Origin of the sequence: Novosphingobium sp. PhB55, assembly GCF_004368805.1 — a bacterium.
In the GTDB taxonomy this organism is placed as follows: Bacteria; Pseudomonadota; Alphaproteobacteria; order Sphingomonadales; family Sphingomonadaceae; genus Novosphingobium.
Genome location: NZ_SODQ01000001.1, coordinates 587,168 through 607,097 on the forward strand (window position 1 = coordinate 587,168; position 19,930 = coordinate 607,097).

Sequence of the window (19,930 nt, forward strand, 5' to 3'; positions counted from 1 at the left end):
TCAGCGCCCTTCCGGCGCGCTTCTCATCCGAGCAGCCGCTCGTGGACCACTTTGCCGCCCTGCGTCAGGCGGATGGCATTGCCGATTTCCTCGTCCAGCACGGGCTTGCCCAGATCCTTGTCCCAGAATGCCGAGAGGAAATTGAACAGGTTGCGCGCGAAGAGCGCCGAAGCGTCGGCGGGAAGCTGCGCGGGCGTGTTGGAATAGCCGACGATCCTGACGCCGTGCCGCTCCACCACCTGATCGGGAACGCAGCCCTCGACATTGCCGCCCTGCGGGGCCGCGAGATCGAAGATCACGCTTCCCGGTTTCATGGTGGCGATCTGCGCGTCGGAGATCAGGCGGGGTGCGGCGCGGCCGGGAATCAGCGCCGTGGTCACGACGATATCCTGCTTGGCCAGATGGCTGGATACCAGCGCGGCCTGCGCCTGCTGGTATTCCGCGCTCATTTCCGTGGCATAGCCGCCCGAGCCTTCGCCTTCGATGCCGCCGACTGTCTCCACGAAGATCGGCTTGGCGCCCAGCGAGAGGATCTGCTCCCGGGTTGCCGCCCGCACGTCCGTGGCGGAGACTTGCGCGCCCAGACGCCGCGCGGTGGCGATCGCCTGGAGACCGGCCACACCCACGCCCATGACGAAGGCCTTGGCGGCGCTCACGGTGCCGGCCGCAGTCATCATCATCGGGAAAGCGCGGCCATAGAGGTTCGCGGCCACCAGAACGGCTTTGTATCCGGCGAGATTGGACTGCGAGGACAGGATGTCCATCGATTGCGCCCGCGTGATGCGGGGCATGAACTCCATCGCCAGAGCCTCCAGCCCGGCCGCGCCGTAGTCCGTCACGCGCTGGCGCTGCACGAAGGGATCGAGCGCCGCCACCACCCAGGCGCCGGGCGAAACCGGCCCCAGCAGGGCGGGATCCGGCCCCTGAACCCCCAGAACGATATCGGCGCCCGCCAGAACCTGCTCGGCCGATCCCAGTTCGGCGCCGGCAGCCTTATAATCCGCATCGGCGATGCTTGCCCCGAGCCCGGCCCCGCTTTCGACGGCCAGCGCCGCGCCCAGCCCGACAAGCTTGCGGACCGTTTCCGGCGTGGCCGAAACCCGCGTCTCGCCGGATGCGCGCTCCCGTAGGACGGCGATCCGCGTGCCTTGCGCCACGGATTACCGAGCGATCAGGCTGACGACGCAAGCCACGATAACGACGATGATGCCCGTGCTCCAGGCCGTGACCTTGACGAAGCCGTTGTAGGTTTCGGTCGCCGCCTTGATGTCCTTGCCTGAAGCCATGAAACGGAATCCTCTGTGATTATTGCTGTTTGATCCGGGATATTTAGCGTTGACGGCCCTTGCGCTCAAGTGCGAAGCGGCGATGTCTTGCATTGATCAAGAAGCGCCGGGCATGCTCAAGTTCGATGCCGAACCTGCGCTTTCGAAGCGCGGCACGGCAAACTTTGCACGGACCGTCTTTTCGATGAAACGAGCGGAGCCTTAATTTCGTCTTTACCGGTATCTTCTAGATCCGGATCGTAACACCAGGGAGGCGACACGCGCGGGCATTATCATGGCGGAACAGGAACAACGCCTCCTCATGCTCATCGACGATGAGCCGGCGCAGAGCCGTCTGATCTCGGCGCTCGCGGCGCGGGAAGGCTGGCGCACGGTGATCGCCCGCGATTCCGAGACCGCCATCGCGACGCTCGGCACGCGCCAAGGCATGCAGCTTTCCGCGATCATCCTCGACCAGTGGGTGCCCGGCGACGATGCCTGCGCCCTGATCGCCGAGCTGAAGTCCCGCCGCCCCGCCCTGCCGATCCTGATGCTCACGGCCAGCACCTCGCCGCTCCTCGCTGTGGAAGCGATGCGCGCCGGAGCGGCAGACTATCTCGTCAAGCCGGTCGCGCCGGACCGTCTCATGCATGCGCTCCGCTCCGCCACGACCCGCGAAGCGCCGCGTGACGAACTGGCCCCGCTGACCGAGAAAATGCCTTCCAACCCCGATTTCGAATCGATGATCGGCGCCGCACCGAACTTCCGCAAGGCCCTGGCCGTCGCTGCCAAGGCCGCACGCGGGCACGGCCCGGTACTGATCGAGGGCGAGACCGGTTCCGGCAAGGAAATGCTGATCCGCGCGATGCATGCGGCCAGCCCGCGCGCCAAATCTCCGCTGCGGATCGTCAACGTTGGCGGCCTGCCTGCGAACTCCATCGAATCCGCTCTGTTCGGGCACGAAAAGGGCGCTTTCCCCGGCGCTTTCGATCGCCAGATCGGCGCCCTGCAGCACTGCGACGGCGCCACCCTGGCGCTCGACGAAGTGGACCGCCTGCCGCTCTCGGTGCAGGAGCGCCTGCTCGAATCGATGCGCAAAAGCGACGTGCGCCCCATCGGCGCGCGCCATTCCTTCCGCATCGATGCGCGCCTGATCGCCGCCAGCAACCTTCCGCTTCAGGACCTGGTGACTGAAGGCCACTTCCTGCCCGAACTGCTGGAAGCGCTTTCGCCCACCAAGGTCAGCCTGCCGCCGCTCCGCGAAAGGACGGGCGATATCCCCGCCCTCGCCCGCTTCTTCCTGGCCCGCATCGGCGAGCAACCCGGGCTGCGCGAACTCGGCATAACGGACGGCGCGCTTTCCCTGCTGGCTGCCTACGATTGGCCGGGCAATGTCCGCCAGCTCCAGGCCGTGCTGTTCCGCGCCGCGGTCTTCTGCGACGGCGACGCGCTGACTTCCGAGGATTTCCCCCAGCTCCTGAACATCCTCGGCTCCGGCCCGGCCACGGCCTCCGGCAACCCGATGCAGGAAAGCTCGGGCGTCATGCTCTATACGCCCGACGGCAACTTGCGCCCGCTGGACGAGATCGAGGCCGACGTCATCCGCCTCGCCATCGGCCTCTATCGCGGACGCATGACCGAAGTGGCGCGGCGGCTGGGCATCGGGCGCTCGACGCTCTATCGCAAGCTGGGCGAACTCGGGATCGACAACGCGGCCTGAGGCTGCCGAGAAACCGACGCCGATGCCGGGCTGATGCCCACGCGAAAATGCCGGCGAGCCTCGGGCGCGCCGGCATTCCGGTTTCGGTGGAGCGAAGTTACAGGTTCTCGAAGTAGACCTGCGGCACGCGATACCCGCGCTTGCTCATATAGCTCACGTACTTGCCGCGTTCCTTGTGCAGCTCGGTGCCGTATTCCTCCCAGGCATCGCGCTGGTCTTCGATGTCGGTGGCACGGCGCAAGTCGCTGGTGAGCTCCTTTTGGCTCTCGTTCACATTGATGCGGTAGTCGTACCACTTGCTGTTCTGGACGCCGCCGATCGGATTCTGGATCACTAGCGATTCTTCGTGACGGGCGACCTGCTTCTCGTACATCATCGGCTGCACGGCCATGGCCACGGCCGGAACGACAAGAGCCGGAACGGCGACGAGCGCAACGAGAGCCTTGGTGGGGCGGATGGTGCGGGTGTTGTTGGTCTGCTTCATGGGAAGGTTCCCTTTCGCTTGACGACGCGGGCTCCATTGCCTGCGTTTGGAAGTGCAACGAGCGTACCCGCCGTTTTCCTCCCGCCCTTGGGACGAAACGGGCCGCTGCCGGGACGCATTGGTGCTTGCGTTCACGGGTTCACACTCCGCCGCAGGCCGGTTCATCGCGGAGCAAGGCGCCGTTCATCTGTCCGCCAGATTTATCGCCGTTTTCAGGCCTCTCCGGCTGCCGGTTCACGCGCCGCGCTTTGCAAAAAGGTCATCCGGCATGGCGAGAACCCGGCCCCCGCTCCCGCGTTGAGCCGGTGACCGAGGAGACGAAGATGATGGATTTCAAGGACAAGGCCGGAATCGTGACGGGTGCAGCTTCCGGCATCGGCGCCGCTGTTGCGCGCGAACTGGTGAACCAGGGCGGCCGCGTGGTGATCGCCGATTTCGATGAGGAAGCGGCGCGCGCGCTCTCGCAGGAACTGGGGCCGGAAAGCACGGCCGTCTTCCGGCTCGATGTGGCCGATCCCGCTGCCAACGAAGCGCTGGTCGCCTTCGCTCTCGGGACGTTCGACCGGCTGGACTTCGCCGTGAACAACGCCGGGATCGGCGCGCCCTCCACGAAGCTGGCGGATATCCCGCTCGATTCCTGGTCGCGGGTGATCGATGTGGACCTCAACAGCGTGTTCTACGCCATGAAATACCAGATCCCGGCCATGGTCGCGCGCGGCGGCGGCTCCATCGTCAATATGGCCTCCATCCTGGGCGCGGTGGGCTGGGCGGGCTCCGCGGCCTATGTCACCTCCAAGCATGCCTTGCTGGGCATGACCAAGGTGGCGGCGCTCGACTATGCCGATGCCGGGCTGCGCATCAACGCGGTGGGGCCGGGGTTCGTCTCCACGCCGGCGCTGGAAAAGACCATGACCGAACAGGAAATGGCCGGTCTGGCCGGCAAGCACGCGCTCAACCGCCTGGCGCGGCCGGAGGAGATCGCCATGGTCACCAGTTTCCTGCTGTCCGAGCGGGCCTCCTTCGTGACCGGCACGTACTATCCGGTCGACGGCGGCTACCTGGCGATCTGAACCGTCACGCCATCTGCGCGAAGTCGGTGAGAGCGGCATCGCGCAGGCCCCGCCAGACGCGGGCGGCCTGGACGGTTTCCGCCACGTCATGGACGCGGACAATGTGCGAACCCGCGTCCATCGCCTTCAGCGCCAGCGTGACCGAACCGCCGAGCCGCTGGTGCGCGGGCGCCTCGTTCGAGAGCGCACCGATCATGCGCTTGCGGCTGGCCCCCACGAACAGCGGATGGCCAAGCCCATGGAACAGGGCCAGGCCGTTCATGAGCTGGAGGTTCTCGGTAAGCGTCTTGCCGAAGCCGATGCCGGGATCGAGCAGGATCTTCTCAGGGGCGATCCCGGTTGCCACGGCCTTGTCGCGGCAGGCGCCCAGCCAGTCGAACACGTCGAGCACGACATCGTCATAGCGGCCGTCCGCGTGAAGATCGTCCCCATCGCCCGGTGCATGCATGAGCACCACCGGCGCGCCCGAGGCCGCCGCGAATTCGAGGCTGCGCGGATCGTGGCGCAAGGCGGAGACGTCGTTGATGATGTGAGCGCCGGCCTGCAGCGCCGCTTCCATCACTGCCGGGCGGCGCGTATCGACGCTGATCGCCGCGCCCATCGCCGCCAGCCGCTCCACCATCGGCACGACGCGCTTCAGCTCATCGCCTTCCCACACCGCAGCCGCACCCGGCCGCGTCGATTCGCCGCCGATGTCGATCATTGCCGCGCCGGATTCCAGCATGGCCGCGGCATGGTCGGCGGCGATCTGCGCATCGTCGAGGAAGGCGCCGCCATCGGAAAAGCTGTCGGGAGTGATGTTGAGGATGCCCGCGATCTGGGGCTGCTCCAGCCGGATCGAGCGGGCACCGCAGATCAGCGGGGCGTGGACCTTGCGCAAGTTCGACCACTGGAGTTCGGCTGCGGCGCCAAGATCGGCCGGAAGCGCCGCCAGCGCCTCACCCGCCTCTGCCGCGCCGAAGCGCTTGCGCGAGAGCACCTGGCCGTTTTCCCGCACGATCAGCGCGAAACGGCTGGCCCATGCCATCGACCCGCCGAGACGGATCGCCTCGCCCTCCTCGCTCTGGGGGCTGTCGGCAAGGGCGATCGGGCGAATGTAAACGGTTCGGGTCATGACCGCCCCTTAGCCCGGCGGCGCCCGGCGCAGAACAGGATTTACAGGCTGCCCGATTACCTCTGGCTAAACGGGCGATAGGTCTCGGCCAGTTGTGCGGCCGAAGTCCTCACGGTTCCGTGGCGAGCAGATAGAGCTGGCGGATCGCGTCGATCGGCTTGATCTGGCCTTCGTGCTCCAGGTGCCAGTACGTCCAGCCATTGCAGGAGGGCGCGCCTTGCAGTTCCTTGCCCACGCCGTGGATCGAACCGTTGAGCGCGCCGCTCACCAGCGAACCGTCGGCACGGACCAGGGCTTCGAAACGGCCCTTCTTGTCGGTCAGCCGGGTGCCGGGAGCGATCCAGCCGGTTTCGATCAGCGTGCCGAACGCCACCTTCGGCGCGCTGCGCTTGGACTGCATGGTCTTGAGCGTCGATTCGTCGAGCGGCAGCGCCATCTCGATGCGTTCCAGAGCGGCCTCGCGGTAGTCGCCTTCGCGCTCGCAGCCGATCCACTCGCGGCCGAGACGCTTGGCGACGGCGCCCGTGGTGCCGGTGCCAAAGAACGGATCGAGCACGACATCGCCCGCATTGGTGGTGGCCAGCATCACGCGGTAGAGCAGCGCTTCCGGCTTCTGCGTCGGGTGAACCTTGCGGCCGCCCTTCTTCAGGCGCTCAGCGCCGTTGCAGATCGGCAGGACCCAGTCCGAACGCATCTGCAATTCGTCGTTGAGCGTCTTCATCGCGCGGTAGTTGAAGGTGTACTTCGACTTCTCGCCCATCGAGGCCCAGATCAGCGTCTCGTGCGCATTGGTGAAGCGGGTGCCCTTGAAGTTCGGCATCGGGTTGGCCTTGCGCCAGACGATGTCGTTGAGGATCCAGAACCCCATGTCCTGCATGATCGCGCCGAGGCGGAAGATGTTGTGGTACGAACCGATCACCCACAGCGAGCCCTCGGGCTTGAGCACGCGGCGGGCCTCGGTCAGCCAGTCACGCGTGAACTGGTCGTAGACGGCGAAGCTGGAGAACTTGTCCCAGTCGTTGGTGACGGCATCCACATGGCTGCCGTCCGGACGCGAAAGGTCGCCGCCGAGCTGGAGATTGTACGGGGGATCGGCGAAGACCATGTCGACGCTGGCGTCGGGAATGGAGCGCATCGCCTCGATGCAGTCACCCGGGATGATCTGGCCAAGGGGCAGAAGTTCCTTCGGCGTCGGCGCCGGTGCGCGCGCGCGGATCTTCTGCTTGACGAGTAGCTGGCCCATGTATGCTCCGGGAAATTTGAACTGTGGATTGACTCCCTAGTGAGTCTTCCGGGACTCGCCGTCAAGCCGCGACTCGGCGGAATCCCTTGCGATTCAGATGTTCAGCAAATGGAACAAAACGAATCCGACACAAGATGTCGAGTCATGATCGACTCGGCAGACTCTAGATATGGGGGTTGTGACTCGATGGACTCAGGGCAATTTTTATTGCGCCGGAAGAGTCAGAGCCCCGCCAGGCCGCAGTCGATCCCGGTCATCTGCACGCTCACTTCCCAAAGCCGGCGCGCTGCCTGCGGATCGCGTGCGGCAGCATTGCGGCGGGCGATGCCGGAAGGCCCGGACATGCCGCCGAAGCGCTGCGGTCCGTAATATTGCCCCGGCTCGGCGGCGGGATCGGTTGCCGCCTGGAGCGTCGGCCACGCCCCCTCTTCGGCCGTGTTGAGGACGGCGCCCGCGATCGGGAACAGCGCCCGGAATGCCAGCGAATGCCGGCCGAGGTCGGTCGAGGCGATGCCCGGATGGCAGGCATAGGCGCTCACCGGCGATCCTGCGGCGCGCAGGCGGCGTTCCAGCTCGAACATGTGCAGCAGGTTGGCGAGCTTGCTGTCTCCATACCGCTGCCGCGCCTTGTAGCTGTGCCGCGCGTCGAGATCGTCCCAGTCGATCCGGCCGCGTCCATGCGCCAGGCTGGCCGTGATGACCACGCGCCCGCCGGGCGTCTCGGCCAGCTTCGGCAGGAGCAGCCCGGTCAGCGCGAAAGGCGCCAGGTGGTTCACGCCGAATTGCAGTTCGTGGCCCTGCACCGTCCTTTCGAGCGGCGGGACCATGACGCCGGCATTGTTCACCAGCACGTCGAGCCGCGGTTCATCGCGGGCGACCTGCTCCGCGCATTCGCGCACGCTGAACAGGTCCGCCTGATCGAGCGGCACGAAGGCGAGATTGGCGCCCGGCACGTCCATGCGGATGTGTTCCATGGCCAGCCGCGCCTTTTCCTCGTTGCGGCAGGCCATCAGCACCCGCGCGCCATGGACCGCGAGCACCCGGGTGGCCTCGAAGCCGAGTCCGGTATTGGCCCCGGTGACAAGGAAGCACTTGCCCGCCTGCCCGGCGACCGAGGCGGCGGTAAAGCCCTTCAAAGCGCCATCTCCAGCTGGGCGACGGGAGCGAAGCTGCGCCGGTGGTGCGGGGTCGGGCCGTGCTTGCGCAGGGCTTCCAGGTGCTGCGCGGTGCCGTAGCCGGCATTGCGCTCCCACCCGTAGTGCGGATGTGCTTCGGCCAAGGTGCGCATCATGCGGTCGCGGTGCTCCTTGGCGATGATCGAGGCGGCCGAAATGCAGGGTTCGATCGCGTCCCCGCCAACGATGGCGCGGGCCTGCCAGCGCCAGTCCGCCGTGCGGCCCGCCGGGGTGAGATTGCCGTCGATCAGCACCTCGTGCGGCTCTTCGTCCAGCGCGGCGCAGAGTGCGGATACGGCCCGGGTCATGGCCAGCATCGTCGCGCCGAAGATGTTGAGACGGTCGATCTCCTCCACGTCCACCACGCCCACGGCCCAGCGGCAGCGGCGCTTGATCGTGGCTTCCAGCTCGCCCCGGCGTTTGCCGGAGAGCTTCTTGGAATCGTCCAGCCCCGAGGGTCGGGGCTTGCACAGCACCACCGCGCCCGCCACAACCGGGCCGGCCAGAGGCCCTCGCCCCGCTTCATCGACCCCGATGACGAGGCGGTTGGCACCCGTGCCGGGCACGATGACAGACAGGGATGCAGTCGACATGACCAAGCCGGTGAACTCCAGATCCTTCCTTGCGGCGGTATCGCCCGTCGCTTTCGCGCTCGCAAGCTGCGGAGCGGCGGCCACGGGGGATAAGGCCTCGGCCAGCGCTTCCGAAGAAATCTCCTTCAAGACCGAACAGGTCGCCAGCTTCGACGAACCCTGGGCCATGGCGATCGACAAGGCAACCGGGGCGATGATCGTCACCGAGAAGAAGGGCGCGATCAAGCTGCGCCTCGCGGACGGCACGCTTGGCGCCGTCTCGGGCGCCCCGAAAGTCGATTACGGCGGCCAGGGCGGCCTTGGCGACGTGATCTTCGCGCCGGACCAGAAGGGCGCCTCGCTCGACGGCCGCGTGATCTATCTGAGCTGGGCCGAAGCGGGCGAAGGCGATACGCGCGGCGCCGCGGTGGGACGGGGCACCCTCTCCTGCCCAGCGCCGGCCACCTGTTCGATCGAGGGCCTCTCGGTGATCTGGCGGCAAGTGCCCAAAGTGACCGGGCGTGGGCATTATTCGCACCGCCTGGCCTTCTCGCCCGATGGCAAGTATCTGTTCGTCAGCTCGGGCGAGCGGCAGAAATTCACACCCGCGCAGGACCTCGGCACCAATCTCGGCAAGATCGTCCGCCTCCTGCCCGACGGCACGCCCGCGCCGGGCAACCCGTGGGCCGACAAGCCCGCGCCGACCAACCAGATCTGGTCCTATGGCCACCGCAACGTGCTGGGCCTCGCCTTCGACGACCAGGGCCGGCTCTGGGATCTGGAGCACGGCCCGGCCGGCGGCGACGAGCTGAACCTCGTGAAGCCCGGACAGAACTACGGCTGGCCACTGGTTTCGGACGGCGACCATTACGACGGCAAGCCGATCCCGCGCCATTCCACCCGGCCGGACCTCGCCGCTCCGGCCATCAGCTGGAACCCGGTCATCGCGCCCGGCGACTTCATCTTCTACAAGGGCCCGCTGTTCCCGCAGTGGAAAGGCCAGGTGCTGATCACCTCGTTCACCCTGCCCGGCCTGGTGCGTGTCAGCATCAAGGGCGAGAAGGCGACCGAGGAAGCCCGCTACCCCATGGAAAATCGCATCCGCGAAATCGAACAGGGCGGAGACGGCACGATCTGGCTGCTGGAAGACGGACCGGCCGGCGCTTCGGGCCATCTGCTGAAGCTGACGCCGAAGTCCTGACGCACCAGGAGCCTTGCAGGAGACGGGCAAACGGCTTGGCAAAGGATCTGGCAGCCATCCGACCGCCGCCGAATTGAATCGACAAATGCGCGCGCCGCACCTAGTGGCGCGCGCCATGTCCGATGCTGCCACGCTCATCCCGCTCGACAATGTCGATCCCGTTCTCGTCGAGTCCCTGCTCGACAGCGCGTTCGAACCGGAGCGTCACCGCCGCACCGCCTACAAGGTGCGCGAAGGGGTGGACTGGCTTCCCGGCCTCAGCTTCGCAGCGCTCGATGGCGAGGAGATGCTGGTCGGCACGATCCAGTGCTGGCCGGTCGCGCTCAACGATGCCGAGGGCCGCGCCCATCCCATGATCATGGTCGGCCCGGTCGCCGTCATGCCCGGCCACCAGGGCCAGGGTTATGGCCAGGCGCTGATGTCGGCGGCGATGGCGGGCATCGACTCGCGGGCACCCCTGCCGCAGGTCATGGTCGGCGATCCCGAATATTACGGCCGGTTCTGGGGCTATTCCAACGAATGGACGCAGGGCTGGAACCTCCCCGGCCCGTTCGAGCGTCACCGCCTGCTGGTCCGCTGCGAGAATCCCGCCGTCCTGCCGCGCGAAGGCATGCTGGGCCCCTGGCTCCGCTAGACCGCCGGCCGAAGTCACGAGCCCGGACGACAAGCCTGCGCGGTGAACCCGCGCGCCGGGCCTCGTTGCTCTTCGTCCATGACGCTGCGCACTGGACCTTGGCGCGCGAAGCCCTATCTGGCATCGCAAGCCCATGCCTTATGAACCGCCGCCCGAACTGAACGCCCTTTCGCTCGCCCAGGTCGCCGAGCTGGTCGCCGCGCGCAAGTTGCCGCCGGTCGCAGAGTGGACGCCCGCCAGCAGCGGCGACAGCGAGATGGTCATTCGCGCCGATGGCCGCTGGTTTCATCAGGGCGGCGAGATTCGCCGTCCCGCCATGATCCGTGCTTTCGCCTCGCTGCTGCTGCGCGACGCCCAAGGTCGGCACTGGCTGGTGACACCCGCCGAGAAGCTCTCGATCGAGGTCGAGGATGCGGCCTTCATCGCCGTCGACGTGCGGCAGGACGGGGATACGCTGGTGTTCCGGCTCAATAGCGACGATCTCGTGGTGGCCGGGCCGGACCACCCCATTCGCAGCGTGGGCGATCCGGAGACGCCCGCACTCTACCTCGGCGTGCGCCATGGTACCGAGGCACGCCTCAATCGCAGCACTTATGGCCAGATCGCCGAGATCGCCCTTGCGAGCGGCGACCTCTCCGTATCCAGCCAGGGCGCGACATTCTCGCTCGTTCCCGCATGAACGGGCTGTTCGACGACGTATCGCGCCGCTTCGAGGCCGGACGTCACGGCGCGCCGGACGCGCTGTGGATCGACCCGCGTATCCACCAGATCGAGACGTTCAAGCCGGCCGCCGTGCTCATCACCCTGACCGAGCGCCCGCGCCCCGGCATGCTGATGCTGCACCGTCCCTCTACCATGCGCGCTCACCCCGGCCAGATCGCGTTCCCGGGCGGCCGCCTCGATCCCGGCGAGACCGCCGTGGAGGGCGCCCTGCGCGAGGCGCACGAGGAACTCGGCATCAGGCCCGGCGACGTGAAGGTGATCGGCACCAGCGATCTCTATCGCACCGGCAGCGGCTATGAGATCACCCCCGTGATCGGCATCATCCCGCCCGACCTGCCGATCATCCCGAACCCCGCCGAAGTGGCGCAGTGGTTCGAGGCGCCGGCCGAATTCGTGCTCGACCCGGCCAACCAGAAGACCAGGTGGATCGAGGCCGAAGGCAGCCGCCATGCCTTTGTCGAGATCACCTGGCATGACCACCGCATCTGGGGCGTTACCGGTGCGATCCTTCACAATCTTGCCCGCAGGCTGAACTGGAATGACTGAAAGACTGACTGCCCCGTGGATGGAGCGCGAAGACCTTGCCGCGCTCGTCGCCGCACTGGGCCACGGAAACGCGCGCTACGTCGGCGGGGCGGTTCGGGATAGCCTGCTCGGCCAGCCGGTGAAGGACATCGACATGGCTACGCTCCTCACGCCCGAGGACGTCATGCAGCGCCTCTGGGACGCCGGGATCCGCCACGTTCCCACGGGGATCGAGCACGGCACCGTCACCGCGGTGCTGCCGGGCGGCCCGGTCGAGATCACCACCTTGCGCCACGATGTCGCCACGGACGGCCGCCGCGCCACGGTGGCTTTCGCCACCGACTGGCGCGAGGACGCGGCCCGGCGCGACTTCACCATCAACGCGCTCTACGCCGACCCGGCGAGCGGCGAGATATTCGACTGGTTCGGCGGGCTCGACGACCTTGCCGCGCGCCGCGTCCGCTTCATCGGCGATCCCCGCCAGCGCATTCGCGAAGACCACTTGCGCATCTTGCGCTACTTTCGCTTCCAGGCCCGCTTCGGCACGATGCCCGCGGATCAGGAAGCGGAAGGTGCCTGCGCCGAACTCGCCTCCACGCTGAAGGGCCTTTCGCGCGAACGCGTGGGCATGGAAACGATGAACCTGCTCGGCCTGCCCGATCCGGCGCCGACGGTGGCGCGCATGGCCCAGCTTGGTGTGCTGGCGGTGATCCTGCCCGAGGCACGGCCCGAACCGCTCGCTGCCCTCGTGTCCGTGGAACAGGCGCAGGGGATCGCCCCCGACGCGATCCGCCGCCTTGCCGCGTTGCTGCCGCCGCAAGTGTCGCTGGCCGAACAGGTCGCCTCGCGCTTCCGCCTTTCGGGTGCGCAGAAGAAGCGCCTCGCCGTGGCTGCCGGGCGGGACAAAGCCCTGGGCGAGCCCCGCGCGCTCGCCTATCGCCTGGGCATCGAAGGCGCGCTCGATCGCTTCCTGATCGCAGGCGCGGACACGGCTGCGCTGCGGGACTGGGACATACCGGCCTTTCCGCTGAAGGGCGGCCAGATCGTCGCGCGCGGTGTCGGCGCCGGCCCCGAAGTGGCGCGCCTGCTGCGCCGGGTCGAGGATCGCTGGATCGCGGAAGGCTTCCCGGACGAAGCACGGGTTTCCGCCCTGCTCGATGCCGAACTTGCCGGCCAAAGCTCGTGAACCTCGGGCAGCTGACCGACCTGTTCTATGCCAAGCCGCTGCTGGCGTTGACCATCCTGGCCATTCTCGTCGCGGTGCTGGCCGGGATGCTCGCCGACCGCCGACCGCGGCTGGGCCAGTCGCTACGCAACCTTTCGCACCTCGGACTGGTCGCCGCGCTGCTGCTGACCGTGACGCAAGTCGCGCTTCACAACACCCGCTCCGAAGCCGCGCTCTGGCTGGACGAGACGCGCCCGCCTTCGGTCGAGGGCGGCGAGACGGTGATCCCGCTTCGTGCTGACGGGCATTACTGGATCCAGGCCAGGCTCAATGGCGAGCCCGTGGATTTCCTGATCGACACCGGCGCAACTTACACCGGCATCTCGAAGTCGGTGGCCGAGCGCGCTGGGATCCAGCCCGATGGCGACGACCAGGGCGTCATGCTGGAAACCGCCAACGGCACCATCGTCGCCCGCATGGCCAGTGCCGCCTCGCTGGCGTTCGGTTCGATCGAGGCGCATGCCTTGCCAGTCGCCATCGGGCCGGACAACGAGGTGGAAACCAACGTCATCGGCATGAACCTGCTCTCCCAGCTTGCCGCCTGGCGAGTGGAAAACGGCCGCCTGATCCTGGTGCCTCGCGCGGCGGCGGCGCAGGCACCCTCGGCCTCCTCCTCGCCCAAATCGTGATCCTGTCAGCATTCCGACAGGATGTTCCTGTTATGACCTGCTGATGGACTTTCCTCAGTTCCTGTCTTTCCTCGCAGGTCAGCCGCTGCTGGCCCTGGCATTGGCGGCGATCTTCGTCACCGTGCTGGGCGGACTGCTGCGCGGCCCCTTGCCGCTGCTGGGCGGCTTCGTACGCGGGCTCGGCAATCTGGGACTGGTGGCCGCCCTGCTGCTGACCGTGGCGCAAGCGACGCGCCTGACCAGCGGTACGGACTTCGCCCTACCGGGAATAGAACTGCCGGAGCTGGGCCTGTCCCGCCAGAGCGTGAGCGGCGGCGAAACCCGCGTGCCGATGGCGCGGGACGGTCACTTCTGGGTCCATGCCACGATCAACGGGGTCGAAGGCGATTTCCTGGTCGACACCGGCGCGACGCTGACCGCGATCTCCCCGCGCCTGGCCAACAGCGCCGAAGTCCGCGCGCAGCCGCTGCGTCAGAACATCGCCATGCGCACGGCCAACGGCACGGTCGCGGCGGAGCTGGGCACGGCGGACGAACTGCGCTTTGGCAGCGTCGTCGCGCGGCAGCTGGACGTGGTCGTGGCGCCGGGTCTGGAGGACCAGAACGTCATCGGCATGAACCTGCTCTCGCGGCTGGCAAGCTGGCGGGTAGAAGGCCGGACGCTCATCCTCGTGCCACATCACCCGCAGCCCGCAAGCTAAGAAACCGCGTCGCCCCGGATCGAGTCCGGGCGACGCGGTTCGAATCACCCCTGGAACTTGTTGTCGCGCGGGAAGCCGACCGGCGGCAGGCGGCCTGCGGCGCCGCGTGCGACCTTCCACATGACCATGTCCTTCTCGGTCCGGGTGCGGCCGGTTTCGCCGCCCATGGTCCAGGAAAGGCCATCCTCCAGCTTGAGCGTGATGATGTCGGAAAGTCCGCCATCGCGGTAACGCTGCAGCGTGACCCCCTGCCCCTTGGCCATGACCGGCAGCTCCTCGAGGCTGAAGATCACCAGCTTGCGATTGTCACCGACGACCGCGACGTGATCGTGCTCCGCCGGGATCTCGCGAACGAAGGCCAGTTGCACGCCCGGCTTGGTGGACATGACGGCGCGGCCCTTGCGGGTCTCCGCCAGCAATTCGTCCGCCTCGGCGGCAAAGCCGCGCCCGACGTTGGAGGCCAGCAGCAGCTGCGCCTTGGGCTTGTAAGGCAGTGCCGCCACCAGATGCGCATCGGCATCGATGTCGACCATGGTGCGGATCGGCTCGCCGAAGCCGCGCGCGCCGGGCAGCTTGTCCGCGCCCAGCGTGTAGAAGCGCCCGTTGTCCGCCGCGATCAGGATCTTGTCGGTGGTCTGCGCATGGAAGGCGAAAGCCGGGCCGTCGCCTTCCTTGAACTTGAAGTCGCCGCCCTTCGCATCCTGGCCGAGGGGCACATGCCCCCTGGCCGCGCGGATCCATCCCTTGGCCGAGAGGATCACCGTCACCGGCTCCTTCTCGATCATGGCGTCCATCGAGAATTCCACGGTCGGCGTAGCCTGCGCGATCGTGGTGCGACGGCGACCGAGAGCGGTGTCCTCGGCGTAGTCCTTGCGCAAGTTCATCAGATCGCGCTTCAGGCGGGTGCGCTGGCGGGCCGGGCTTTCGAGCAGCTTGTTGAGGTCGTCCTGCTCCTTGAGCAGGTCCGCGTGCTCCTTGCGCAGCTCCATTTCCTCCAGCTTGCGCAAGGAACGCAGGCGCATGTTGAGGATGGCTTCGGCCTGACGATCGGTCAGCTCGAACTCGGCCATCATCACCGGCTTGGGCTCATCCTCGGTACGGATGATCTCGATGATCCGGTCGAGATTGAGGTAGGCGATGATGTAGCCCGCCACCAGCTCCAGCCGCGAGGCGATCTTTTCCAGCCGGTGCCGGGTGCGGCGCAGCAGGATGTCGATCTGGCTGTAGACCCATTCCGACAGGAGCAGCTTCAGCCCCAGGACCCCCGGCGTGCGGTGCGAATCCAGCACGTTGAGATTGAGCGAGAAGCGGCTTTCCAGATCGGTCAGCCGGTAGAGGCTTTCCTTCAGCAGCTCTGGATCGACATTGCGGCTCTTGGGCACGAAGACGATGCGGATCTGCTCGTCGCTCTCGTCGCGAATGTCTTCGAGGATCGGCAGCTTGCGGTCGGCGATGAGCTGGGCGACCTGCTCGATCAGCTTGCCCTTGGCCAGCATGTAGGGGATTTCGGAAATGACGAGCTGCCACTGGCCGCTGCCGAGTTTCTCGACCCCGGTTTCCTCCCAGTTGCCCGCCTCGTCCTTGCCGCAGGAGAAACGCCCGCGCACGCGGAAGGCGCCCTTGCCGGTCGCGTAGGCGTGGCTGATCGCCTCCGGGCTGTCGACCACCATGCCGCCGGTCGCGAAGTCCGGTCCGTGGAAGACCTGCATGAGCTGGTCGTGCTCGGCATGGGGATTGTCGATCAGCATCATCGTCGCATCGATGATTTCGGCGACGTTATGGCTGGGGATGGAGGTCGCCATGCCCACGGCGATGCCGGTGGAACCGTTCGCCAGCAGGTTCGGGAACATGCCGGGGAAGATTTCCGGCTCGCTTTCCTCACCGTTGTAGGTGGGAACGAAATCGACAGTGCCCTCGTCCAGGCCGGACATGAGGTGGATTGCCGTGCGCGTCAGGCGCGCTTCGGTGTAGCGATAGGCTGCCGCGTTATCGCCGTCGATATTGCCGAAGTTGCCCTGCCCTTGCACCAGCGGATAGCGCAGCGAGAAGTCCTGCGCGAGGCGGACCATGGCATCGTAGACCGAGGCATCGCCATGCGGGTGATACTTACCGATGACGTCGCCGACCACGCGGGCGGATTTCTTGTAGGCACTGGCCGGGTCAAGCTTCAGCTGCCGCATCGCCCAGAGCAGGCGGCGGTGGACCGGCTTCAGCCCGTCCCGCAAGTCCGGCAGCGAACGCGCTGTAATCGTGGACAATGCGTAGACGAGGTAGCGCTCGGAAAGCGCAGCATCGAAGGGCGCATCGACGATGGCGTCGAAGGGATCGGAATCTTCGTCGGTCGTGGTCACCATGACCAGCAGGCCTAGCAACGCGGCGAGCCGAGCGGAACCACCGGAACGGAAGTTTTCCGCCGTTCATTCCTTTTGCAAACCCTAGACACTGGAGAATTTTCCATGACCAAGCGCGTGCTCATCGTCGCCACCAACGGTTTCGAGCAATCCGAACTCACCGGCCCGCGCGATGCGCTGAACCAGGCCGGCATCGAAACCGTGATCGCCAGCCCCGAAAGCGGCGAGATCAAGGGCTGGCAGCACACCGACTGGGGCGACAGCGTCAAGGTGGACGCTTCGCTCGACTCCGTCAGCGCGGGGGACTTCGACGCCCTCGTGCTGCCGGGCGGTCAGATGAACCCGGACGTCCTGCGCACCAAGCCGGAAGCGGTCCAGCTCGTGCGGGACTTCCTGGCCGCGGGCAAGCCGGTCGCGGCGATCTGCCACGGCCCGTGGCTCCTGGTGGAAGCCGACGCCGTGCGCGGCAAGACGGTGACCAGCTGGCCTTCCATCCGCACGGACTTGCGCAATGCCGGCGCGAACGTGGTGGACCAGGAGGTCGCCGTGGATGGCCTGCTCATCACCAGCCGCAAGCCGGACGACATTCCGGCATTTTCCAAGGCCGTGATCGAGGCCGTGCAGGACGCGGCAGCAGACGCCTGACCCTTTGTCGTCCCCGATCGTCGTCCCGGATCTGATCCGGGACGACAAGCCAGACATCTCAGTCTATCTGCATATCCCGCGCCAAGCCCGGAATACGCACTTCCAGGCCGTCCATCGCTTCGGTCAGTTCGATCTGGCAGGACAACCGGCTGGTTCGCGCCACACCGGCAGCAAGGTCCAGCATATCCTCCTCGTCCATGGAGGCGGGTTCGAGCTTGTCGAACCAGTCGGGCGCTACGATCACATGGCAGGTAGAGCAGGCCATCTGCCCCTCGCAGGTTCCTTCCAGCGGCATGCCGGCGCCCTGCGCCACGCGCAGAAGCACGTCTCCCGTCTCGGCTTCCGCCAGGACGAGTTTTCCTTCCGCGGTCAAGAACCTCACGTTCAGCAATTCAGACTCCCTGCACCGCCGCTGCGGCTTCTATTCGTTCGCAGGCATCCACAAGCTCCCCAAGGTCACTATATCGCCCGAATCCCAGACGGATAGAGGCTTTGGCTTCTGAATCGGACAGTCCGATCGCCTTGAGGACGTGGCTCGGCCGTCCCGAGCCGCTGGCGCAGGCGGAACCGGCGGAAAAGGCCACGTTCCGAACGTCCGACATGAGCCGGGCGACATCCAGCCCCGGCAGCCGCAGGTTGAGGTTTCCGCGCCAGCGATGTTCGGGCGACCCGTTGAGCGTCCAGCGCGAGAGGATATCGCGCGCCGCATTCCACAGGGCATCGACGGTCCGGGCATCCTCCTCCATGCGCGCGGCCGCGATGGTCGCCGCAGCCCCGAAACCGGCGCAGAGGGCCGGGCTGAGGGTTCCGGAACGCAGGCCCTGCTCCTGTCCGCCGCCATGGATCAGCGGAGCAAGCGCCACGCCGTCCCGCACCCAGAGCGCGCCGATTCCCTTGGGGCCGTAGAGCTTGTGCGCCGAGATCGCGATCATGTCGGCGCCGACCGGCGGGGCCAGCTTTCCGGCACCCTGCACGGCATCGCAAAGGAACAGCGCCCCGGCCGCATGGGCAGCCTCGGCCAGCGCCTCCACCGGCTGGACCGTGCCGATCTCGTTGTTGACCTGCATCACCGCGACAAGGCCGGTTCCCGTCGGGATAGGCCGCGCAGGATCGACCAGCCCTTGCGCGCTCACCGGCAGGATCGAGACCGCGGCATCGATCGCCCGCGCGCTATCGAGAACGGCGGCATGTTCGATGGCCGAGACGGCCAGTCGCGTGCTGCGGCTTCCCGCCAGGGCGAGATTGAGAGCTTCCGTGGCTCCCGAAGTGAAGATCACCCGCCCACCGGGCGGCAGCAGCGCAGCCACCTGCTCGCGCGCCACTTCGACTATGGCGGCAGCGGCTCGGCCCGGACGGTGCGGGCTATGCGGGTTGGCAAAACCCATGCCCTCCGGCCCGCCGAGCCAGGGCAGCATCGCCTCCCGCGCTTCGGGGGCGAGCGGGGTGGTGGCCTGATAGTCGAGGTAGATCACGCATTCACCTGCGACCAGGCCGCGGCAAAGGCGTCCAGATCGGCGGGCGTGGTGTTCCAGCCAAGGCTGACGCGCACGGTGCGCCGGGCCAGATCCTCGTCGATGCCGAAACCCTTGAGCACCCTGCTCTGCTTGAGCGTACCGGACGAGCACGCGCTTCCGGCCGAGATCGCGAAACCGGCCGCGTCCATGCGGATCAGCATGGCCGTCGCCGCCAGACGCGGCGCGGCCACGGCAAAGATGTGCGAGCACTGCATGCCCGGCTGGAGCACTTCGCCATGCCGGGACAACGCCGCCCTGAAATCGAGGCGCTGCTCCGCCGTGGTCGCCCAACCCTCCAGCCCCATCGCTTCCAGGGCCGCCGCGAAGCCGAGAGCCCCCGGCAGGTTCTCGGTCCCTGCGCGGTAGCCGCGCTCCTGCCCGCCGCTCGGCGCGAGCATGGCGAAATCCCTGACGAGCAAGGCGCCTATGCCGATGGGGCCGCCCAACTTGTGCGCCGAAAGCACGATCATGTCCGCATCGGGCAGCGCCGCCTTGCCGGCCGACTGCGAACAGTCCGCCAGGACCAGCCCTCCCGCGGCGCGCACTTGCTCCACCAGAGGATTGCGAGCGTAAGGCAGGAGAACGGTGCCGGTCTCCGAATTGATCGACTGCACCGCCACGACCGCCCGGTCTGGCATGGCCAGCGCCCTTGTCAGGGCATCGCTATCGACTTCACCCTCCCGCATGGGCAGTTCCTGCGCGTCCGGCGCGGCGCGGAACACGGCATCGTGCTCCACGGCCGAGACCAGCCGCCGCTCTGCCCTGGCCCGGCCGAGACCGATCGCCAGGGCTTCGCTCGCCCCGGACGTGAAGATCACCTCGCCCTGCCAGCCAAGCGCTTTCTTCACCCGCTCGCGCGCGTCCTCAAGGCTGGCGCGAGCGGCGCGGCCCTGTTTGTGCGGGCTGGACGGGTTGGCCCAGAGCGCCGCCCCTTCCAGCCACGCCTCGCGGGCCTGAGGCAGGAGCGGCGTGGTCGCCGCATGGTCGAGATAGATCTGTTGGGCTGACATCGCTTGAAAAGTTGTTTTTGGAGCGAAGGTTTCTATATAGCGATCTTCCCTTTTTCCACTCCCGCGATGGCTGGCGAGAAATTCGCCGCCGTTTTCGCGGGAGTTTCAACAGGTCAGGTTCGCGAAACTT

At 67.0% G+C, this 19,930-nt stretch carries 22 protein-coding genes; 11 read left to right on the plus strand and 11 right to left on the minus strand.

Annotation, left to right across the window (positions count from 1 at the left end; genetic code table 11):
- Window positions 1-23 precede the first annotated feature (23 nt).
- On the minus strand, window positions 24-1,157 hold the full coding sequence (locus tag EDF57_RS02800; RefSeq protein WP_134093000.1) for an NAD(P) transhydrogenase subunit alpha: 1,134 nt from the start codon (window positions 1,155-1,157) through the stop codon (window positions 24-26).
- A gap of 3 nt (window positions 1,158-1,160) precedes the next feature.
- The gene (locus tag EDF57_RS02805; RefSeq protein ID WP_134093001.1) at window positions 1,161-1,286 is read right to left on the minus strand and encodes an aa3-type cytochrome c oxidase subunit IV; all 126 of its coding nucleotides are present in this window, start codon (window positions 1,284-1,286) and stop codon (window positions 1,161-1,163) included.
- Window positions 1,287-1,308: 22 nt separating this feature from the next.
- Here EDF57_RS02805 and EDF57_RS02810 point away from each other — a divergent pair, with 22 nt between their 5' ends.
- Together EDF57_RS02810 and EDF57_RS02815 are read left to right on the plus strand one after the other, a co-directional pair.
- Window positions 1,309-1,491 carry a hypothetical protein gene (locus tag EDF57_RS02810; RefSeq protein WP_132263055.1) on the plus strand — a complete coding sequence of 61 codons (183 nt, stop codon included), beginning with the start codon at window positions 1,309-1,311 and terminating at the stop codon, window positions 1,489-1,491.
- A 69-nt stretch (window positions 1,492-1,560) separates the two neighbouring features.
- Entirely contained in the window at window positions 1,561-2,985 is a 1,425-nt protein-coding gene (locus EDF57_RS02815; protein WP_134093002.1) for a sigma-54 dependent transcriptional regulator, read from the plus strand.
- A 97-nt stretch (window positions 2,986-3,082) separates the two neighbouring features.
- Here EDF57_RS02815 and EDF57_RS02820 read toward each other — a convergent pair whose 3' ends face one another.
- On the minus strand, window positions 3,083-3,469 hold the full coding sequence (locus EDF57_RS02820) for a hypothetical protein (RefSeq protein WP_243654071.1): 387 nt from the start codon (window positions 3,467-3,469) through the stop codon (window positions 3,083-3,085).
- A gap of 305 nt (window positions 3,470-3,774) precedes the next feature.
- On the opposite strand from EDF57_RS02820, the gene EDF57_RS02825 reads away from it, so the two are divergent.
- A complete protein-coding gene (locus EDF57_RS02825; RefSeq protein WP_243840845.1) occupies window positions 3,775-4,539 on the plus strand; it encodes an SDR family oxidoreductase in 765 nt (254 codons plus the stop codon).
- A 4-nt stretch (window positions 4,540-4,543) separates the two neighbouring features.
- On the opposite strand, the gene folP is transcribed toward EDF57_RS02825, so the two are convergent.
- The 4 genes from folP to EDF57_RS02845 form a co-directional block, all read right to left on the minus strand.
- Complete coding sequence (gene folP / locus EDF57_RS02830; RefSeq protein ID WP_134093003.1) at window positions 4,544-5,653, minus strand: dihydropteroate synthase; 1,110 nt, start codon at window positions 5,651-5,653, stop codon at window positions 4,544-4,546.
- Between the two features lie 109 nt (window positions 5,654-5,762).
- Window positions 5,763-6,896 (minus strand): site-specific DNA-methyltransferase, encoded by a 1,134-nt coding sequence (locus EDF57_RS02835; RefSeq protein WP_132263061.1) that lies wholly within the window; start codon window positions 6,894-6,896, stop codon window positions 5,763-5,765.
- Between the two features lie 221 nt (window positions 6,897-7,117).
- The gene (locus EDF57_RS02840) at window positions 7,118-8,032 is read right to left on the minus strand and encodes an oxidoreductase (protein ID WP_134093004.1); all 915 of its coding nucleotides are present in this window, start codon (window positions 8,030-8,032) and stop codon (window positions 7,118-7,120) included.
- On the minus strand, window positions 8,029-8,664 hold the full coding sequence (locus tag EDF57_RS02845) for a ribonuclease HII (RefSeq protein ID WP_134093005.1): 636 nt from the start codon (window positions 8,662-8,664) through the stop codon (window positions 8,029-8,031). Before EDF57_RS02845 ends, EDF57_RS02840 begins: the two co-directional genes overlap by 4 nt.
- Here EDF57_RS02845 and EDF57_RS02850 point away from each other — a divergent pair.
- From EDF57_RS02850 to EDF57_RS02880, 7 genes are all read left to right on the plus strand, one after another.
- A complete protein-coding gene (locus EDF57_RS02850) occupies window positions 8,663-9,844 on the plus strand; it encodes a PQQ-dependent sugar dehydrogenase (protein WP_132263067.1) in 1,182 nt (393 codons plus the stop codon). The genes EDF57_RS02845 and EDF57_RS02850 overlap by 2 nt on opposite strands.
- Before the next feature lie 115 nt (window positions 9,845-9,959).
- Window positions 9,960-10,478 carry an N-acetyltransferase gene (locus EDF57_RS02855; protein WP_132263069.1) on the plus strand — a complete coding sequence of 173 codons (519 nt, stop codon included), beginning with the start codon at window positions 9,960-9,962 and terminating at the stop codon, window positions 10,476-10,478.
- A 133-nt stretch (window positions 10,479-10,611) separates the two neighbouring features.
- Complete coding sequence (locus EDF57_RS02860; protein ID WP_134093006.1) at window positions 10,612-11,157, plus strand: DUF1285 domain-containing protein; 546 nt, start codon at window positions 10,612-10,614, stop codon at window positions 11,155-11,157.
- The gene (locus tag EDF57_RS02865) at window positions 11,154-11,747 is read left to right on the plus strand and encodes a CoA pyrophosphatase (RefSeq protein WP_132263073.1); all 594 of its coding nucleotides are present in this window, start codon (window positions 11,154-11,156) and stop codon (window positions 11,745-11,747) included. Before EDF57_RS02860 ends, EDF57_RS02865 begins: the two co-directional genes overlap by 4 nt.
- Window positions 11,740-12,912, plus strand: a complete 1,173-nt coding sequence (locus EDF57_RS02870) for a CCA tRNA nucleotidyltransferase (protein WP_134093007.1) — start codon at window positions 11,740-11,742, stop codon at window positions 12,910-12,912. The genes EDF57_RS02865 and EDF57_RS02870 overlap by 8 nt, the downstream gene beginning before the upstream one ends.
- Entirely contained in the window at window positions 12,909-13,580 is a 672-nt protein-coding gene (locus EDF57_RS02875) for a TIGR02281 family clan AA aspartic protease (RefSeq protein ID WP_134093008.1), read from the plus strand. The genes EDF57_RS02870 and EDF57_RS02875 overlap by 4 nt, the downstream gene beginning before the upstream one ends.
- Before the next feature lie 43 nt (window positions 13,581-13,623).
- Window positions 13,624-14,280, plus strand: coding sequence for a retropepsin-like aspartic protease (locus EDF57_RS02880; RefSeq protein WP_132263078.1), 657 nt, complete (start codon window positions 13,624-13,626; stop codon window positions 14,278-14,280).
- Window positions 14,281-14,324: 44 nt separating this feature from the next.
- On the opposite strand, the gene parC is transcribed toward EDF57_RS02880, so the two are convergent.
- Window positions 14,325-16,634: a DNA topoisomerase IV subunit A gene (gene parC, locus EDF57_RS02885; protein WP_132263079.1), complete on the minus strand. Its 2,310-nt coding sequence runs from the start codon at window positions 16,632-16,634 to the stop codon at window positions 14,325-14,327.
- Between the two features lie 102 nt (window positions 16,635-16,736).
- Between parC and EDF57_RS02890 the strand changes: the two genes are divergently transcribed.
- Window positions 16,737-17,276, plus strand: a complete 540-nt coding sequence (locus EDF57_RS02890) for a type 1 glutamine amidotransferase domain-containing protein (RefSeq protein ID WP_134093009.1) — start codon at window positions 16,737-16,739, stop codon at window positions 17,274-17,276.
- 58 nt (window positions 17,277-17,334) lie between these two features.
- Here EDF57_RS02890 and EDF57_RS02895 read toward each other — a convergent pair whose 3' ends face one another.
- From EDF57_RS02895 to EDF57_RS02905, 3 genes are read right to left on the minus strand one after another with little or no spacing between them, the layout of a single operon-like run.
- Window positions 17,335-17,667: a 2Fe-2S iron-sulfur cluster-binding protein gene (locus EDF57_RS02895; RefSeq protein ID WP_134093010.1), complete on the minus strand. Its 333-nt coding sequence runs from the start codon at window positions 17,665-17,667 to the stop codon at window positions 17,335-17,337.
- 1 nt (window position 17,668) lies between these two features.
- A complete protein-coding gene (locus tag EDF57_RS02900; protein ID WP_134093011.1) occupies window positions 17,669-18,748 on the minus strand; it encodes a cysteine desulfurase family protein in 1,080 nt (359 codons plus the stop codon).
- On the minus strand, window positions 18,745-19,800 hold the full coding sequence (locus tag EDF57_RS02905) for an aminotransferase class V-fold PLP-dependent enzyme (protein WP_134093012.1): 1,056 nt from the start codon (window positions 19,798-19,800) through the stop codon (window positions 18,745-18,747). Before EDF57_RS02905 ends, EDF57_RS02900 begins: the two co-directional genes overlap by 4 nt.
- Window positions 19,801-19,930: the final 130 nt, after the last annotated feature.

Coding starts and splice junctions, on each gene's coding strand:
- EDF57_RS02805 (WP_134093001.1), bottom strand. CDS start 1,286: ATGGCTTCAGGCAAGGACATCAAGGCGGCGACCGAAACCTACAACGGC.
- EDF57_RS02815 (WP_134093002.1), top strand. CDS start 1,561: ATGGCGGAACAGGAACAACGCCTCCTCATGCTCATCGACGATGAGCCG.
- EDF57_RS02820 (WP_243654071.1), bottom strand. CDS start 3,469: ATGAAGCAGACCAACAACACCCGCACCATCCGCCCCACCAAGGCTCTC.
- folP (WP_134093003.1), bottom strand. CDS start 5,653: ATGACCCGAACCGTTTACATTCGCCCGATCGCCCTTGCCGACAGCCCC.
- EDF57_RS02835 (WP_132263061.1), bottom strand. CDS start 6,896: ATGGGCCAGCTACTCGTCAAGCAGAAGATCCGCGCGCGCGCACCGGCG.
- EDF57_RS02850 (WP_132263067.1), top strand. CDS start 8,663: ATGACCAAGCCGGTGAACTCCAGATCCTTCCTTGCGGCGGTATCGCCC.
- EDF57_RS02845 (WP_134093005.1), bottom strand. CDS start 8,664: ATGTCGACTGCATCCCTGTCTGTCATCGTGCCCGGCACGGGTGCCAAC.
- EDF57_RS02855 (WP_132263069.1), top strand. CDS start 9,960: ATGTCCGATGCTGCCACGCTCATCCCGCTCGACAATGTCGATCCCGTT.
- EDF57_RS02860 (WP_134093006.1), top strand. CDS start 10,612: ATGCCTTATGAACCGCCGCCCGAACTGAACGCCCTTTCGCTCGCCCAG.
- EDF57_RS02865 (WP_132263073.1), top strand. CDS start 11,154: ATGAACGGGCTGTTCGACGACGTATCGCGCCGCTTCGAGGCCGGACGT.
- EDF57_RS02870 (WP_134093007.1), top strand. CDS start 11,740: ATGACTGAAAGACTGACTGCCCCGTGGATGGAGCGCGAAGACCTTGCC.
- EDF57_RS02880 (WP_132263078.1), top strand. CDS start 13,624: ATGGACTTTCCTCAGTTCCTGTCTTTCCTCGCAGGTCAGCCGCTGCTG.
- parC (WP_132263079.1), bottom strand. CDS start 16,634: ATGGTGACCACGACCGACGAAGATTCCGATCCCTTCGACGCCATCGTC.
- EDF57_RS02890 (WP_134093009.1), top strand. CDS start 16,737: ATGACCAAGCGCGTGCTCATCGTCGCCACCAACGGTTTCGAGCAATCC.
- EDF57_RS02905 (WP_134093012.1), bottom strand. CDS start 19,800: ATGTCAGCCCAACAGATCTATCTCGACCATGCGGCGACCACGCCGCTC.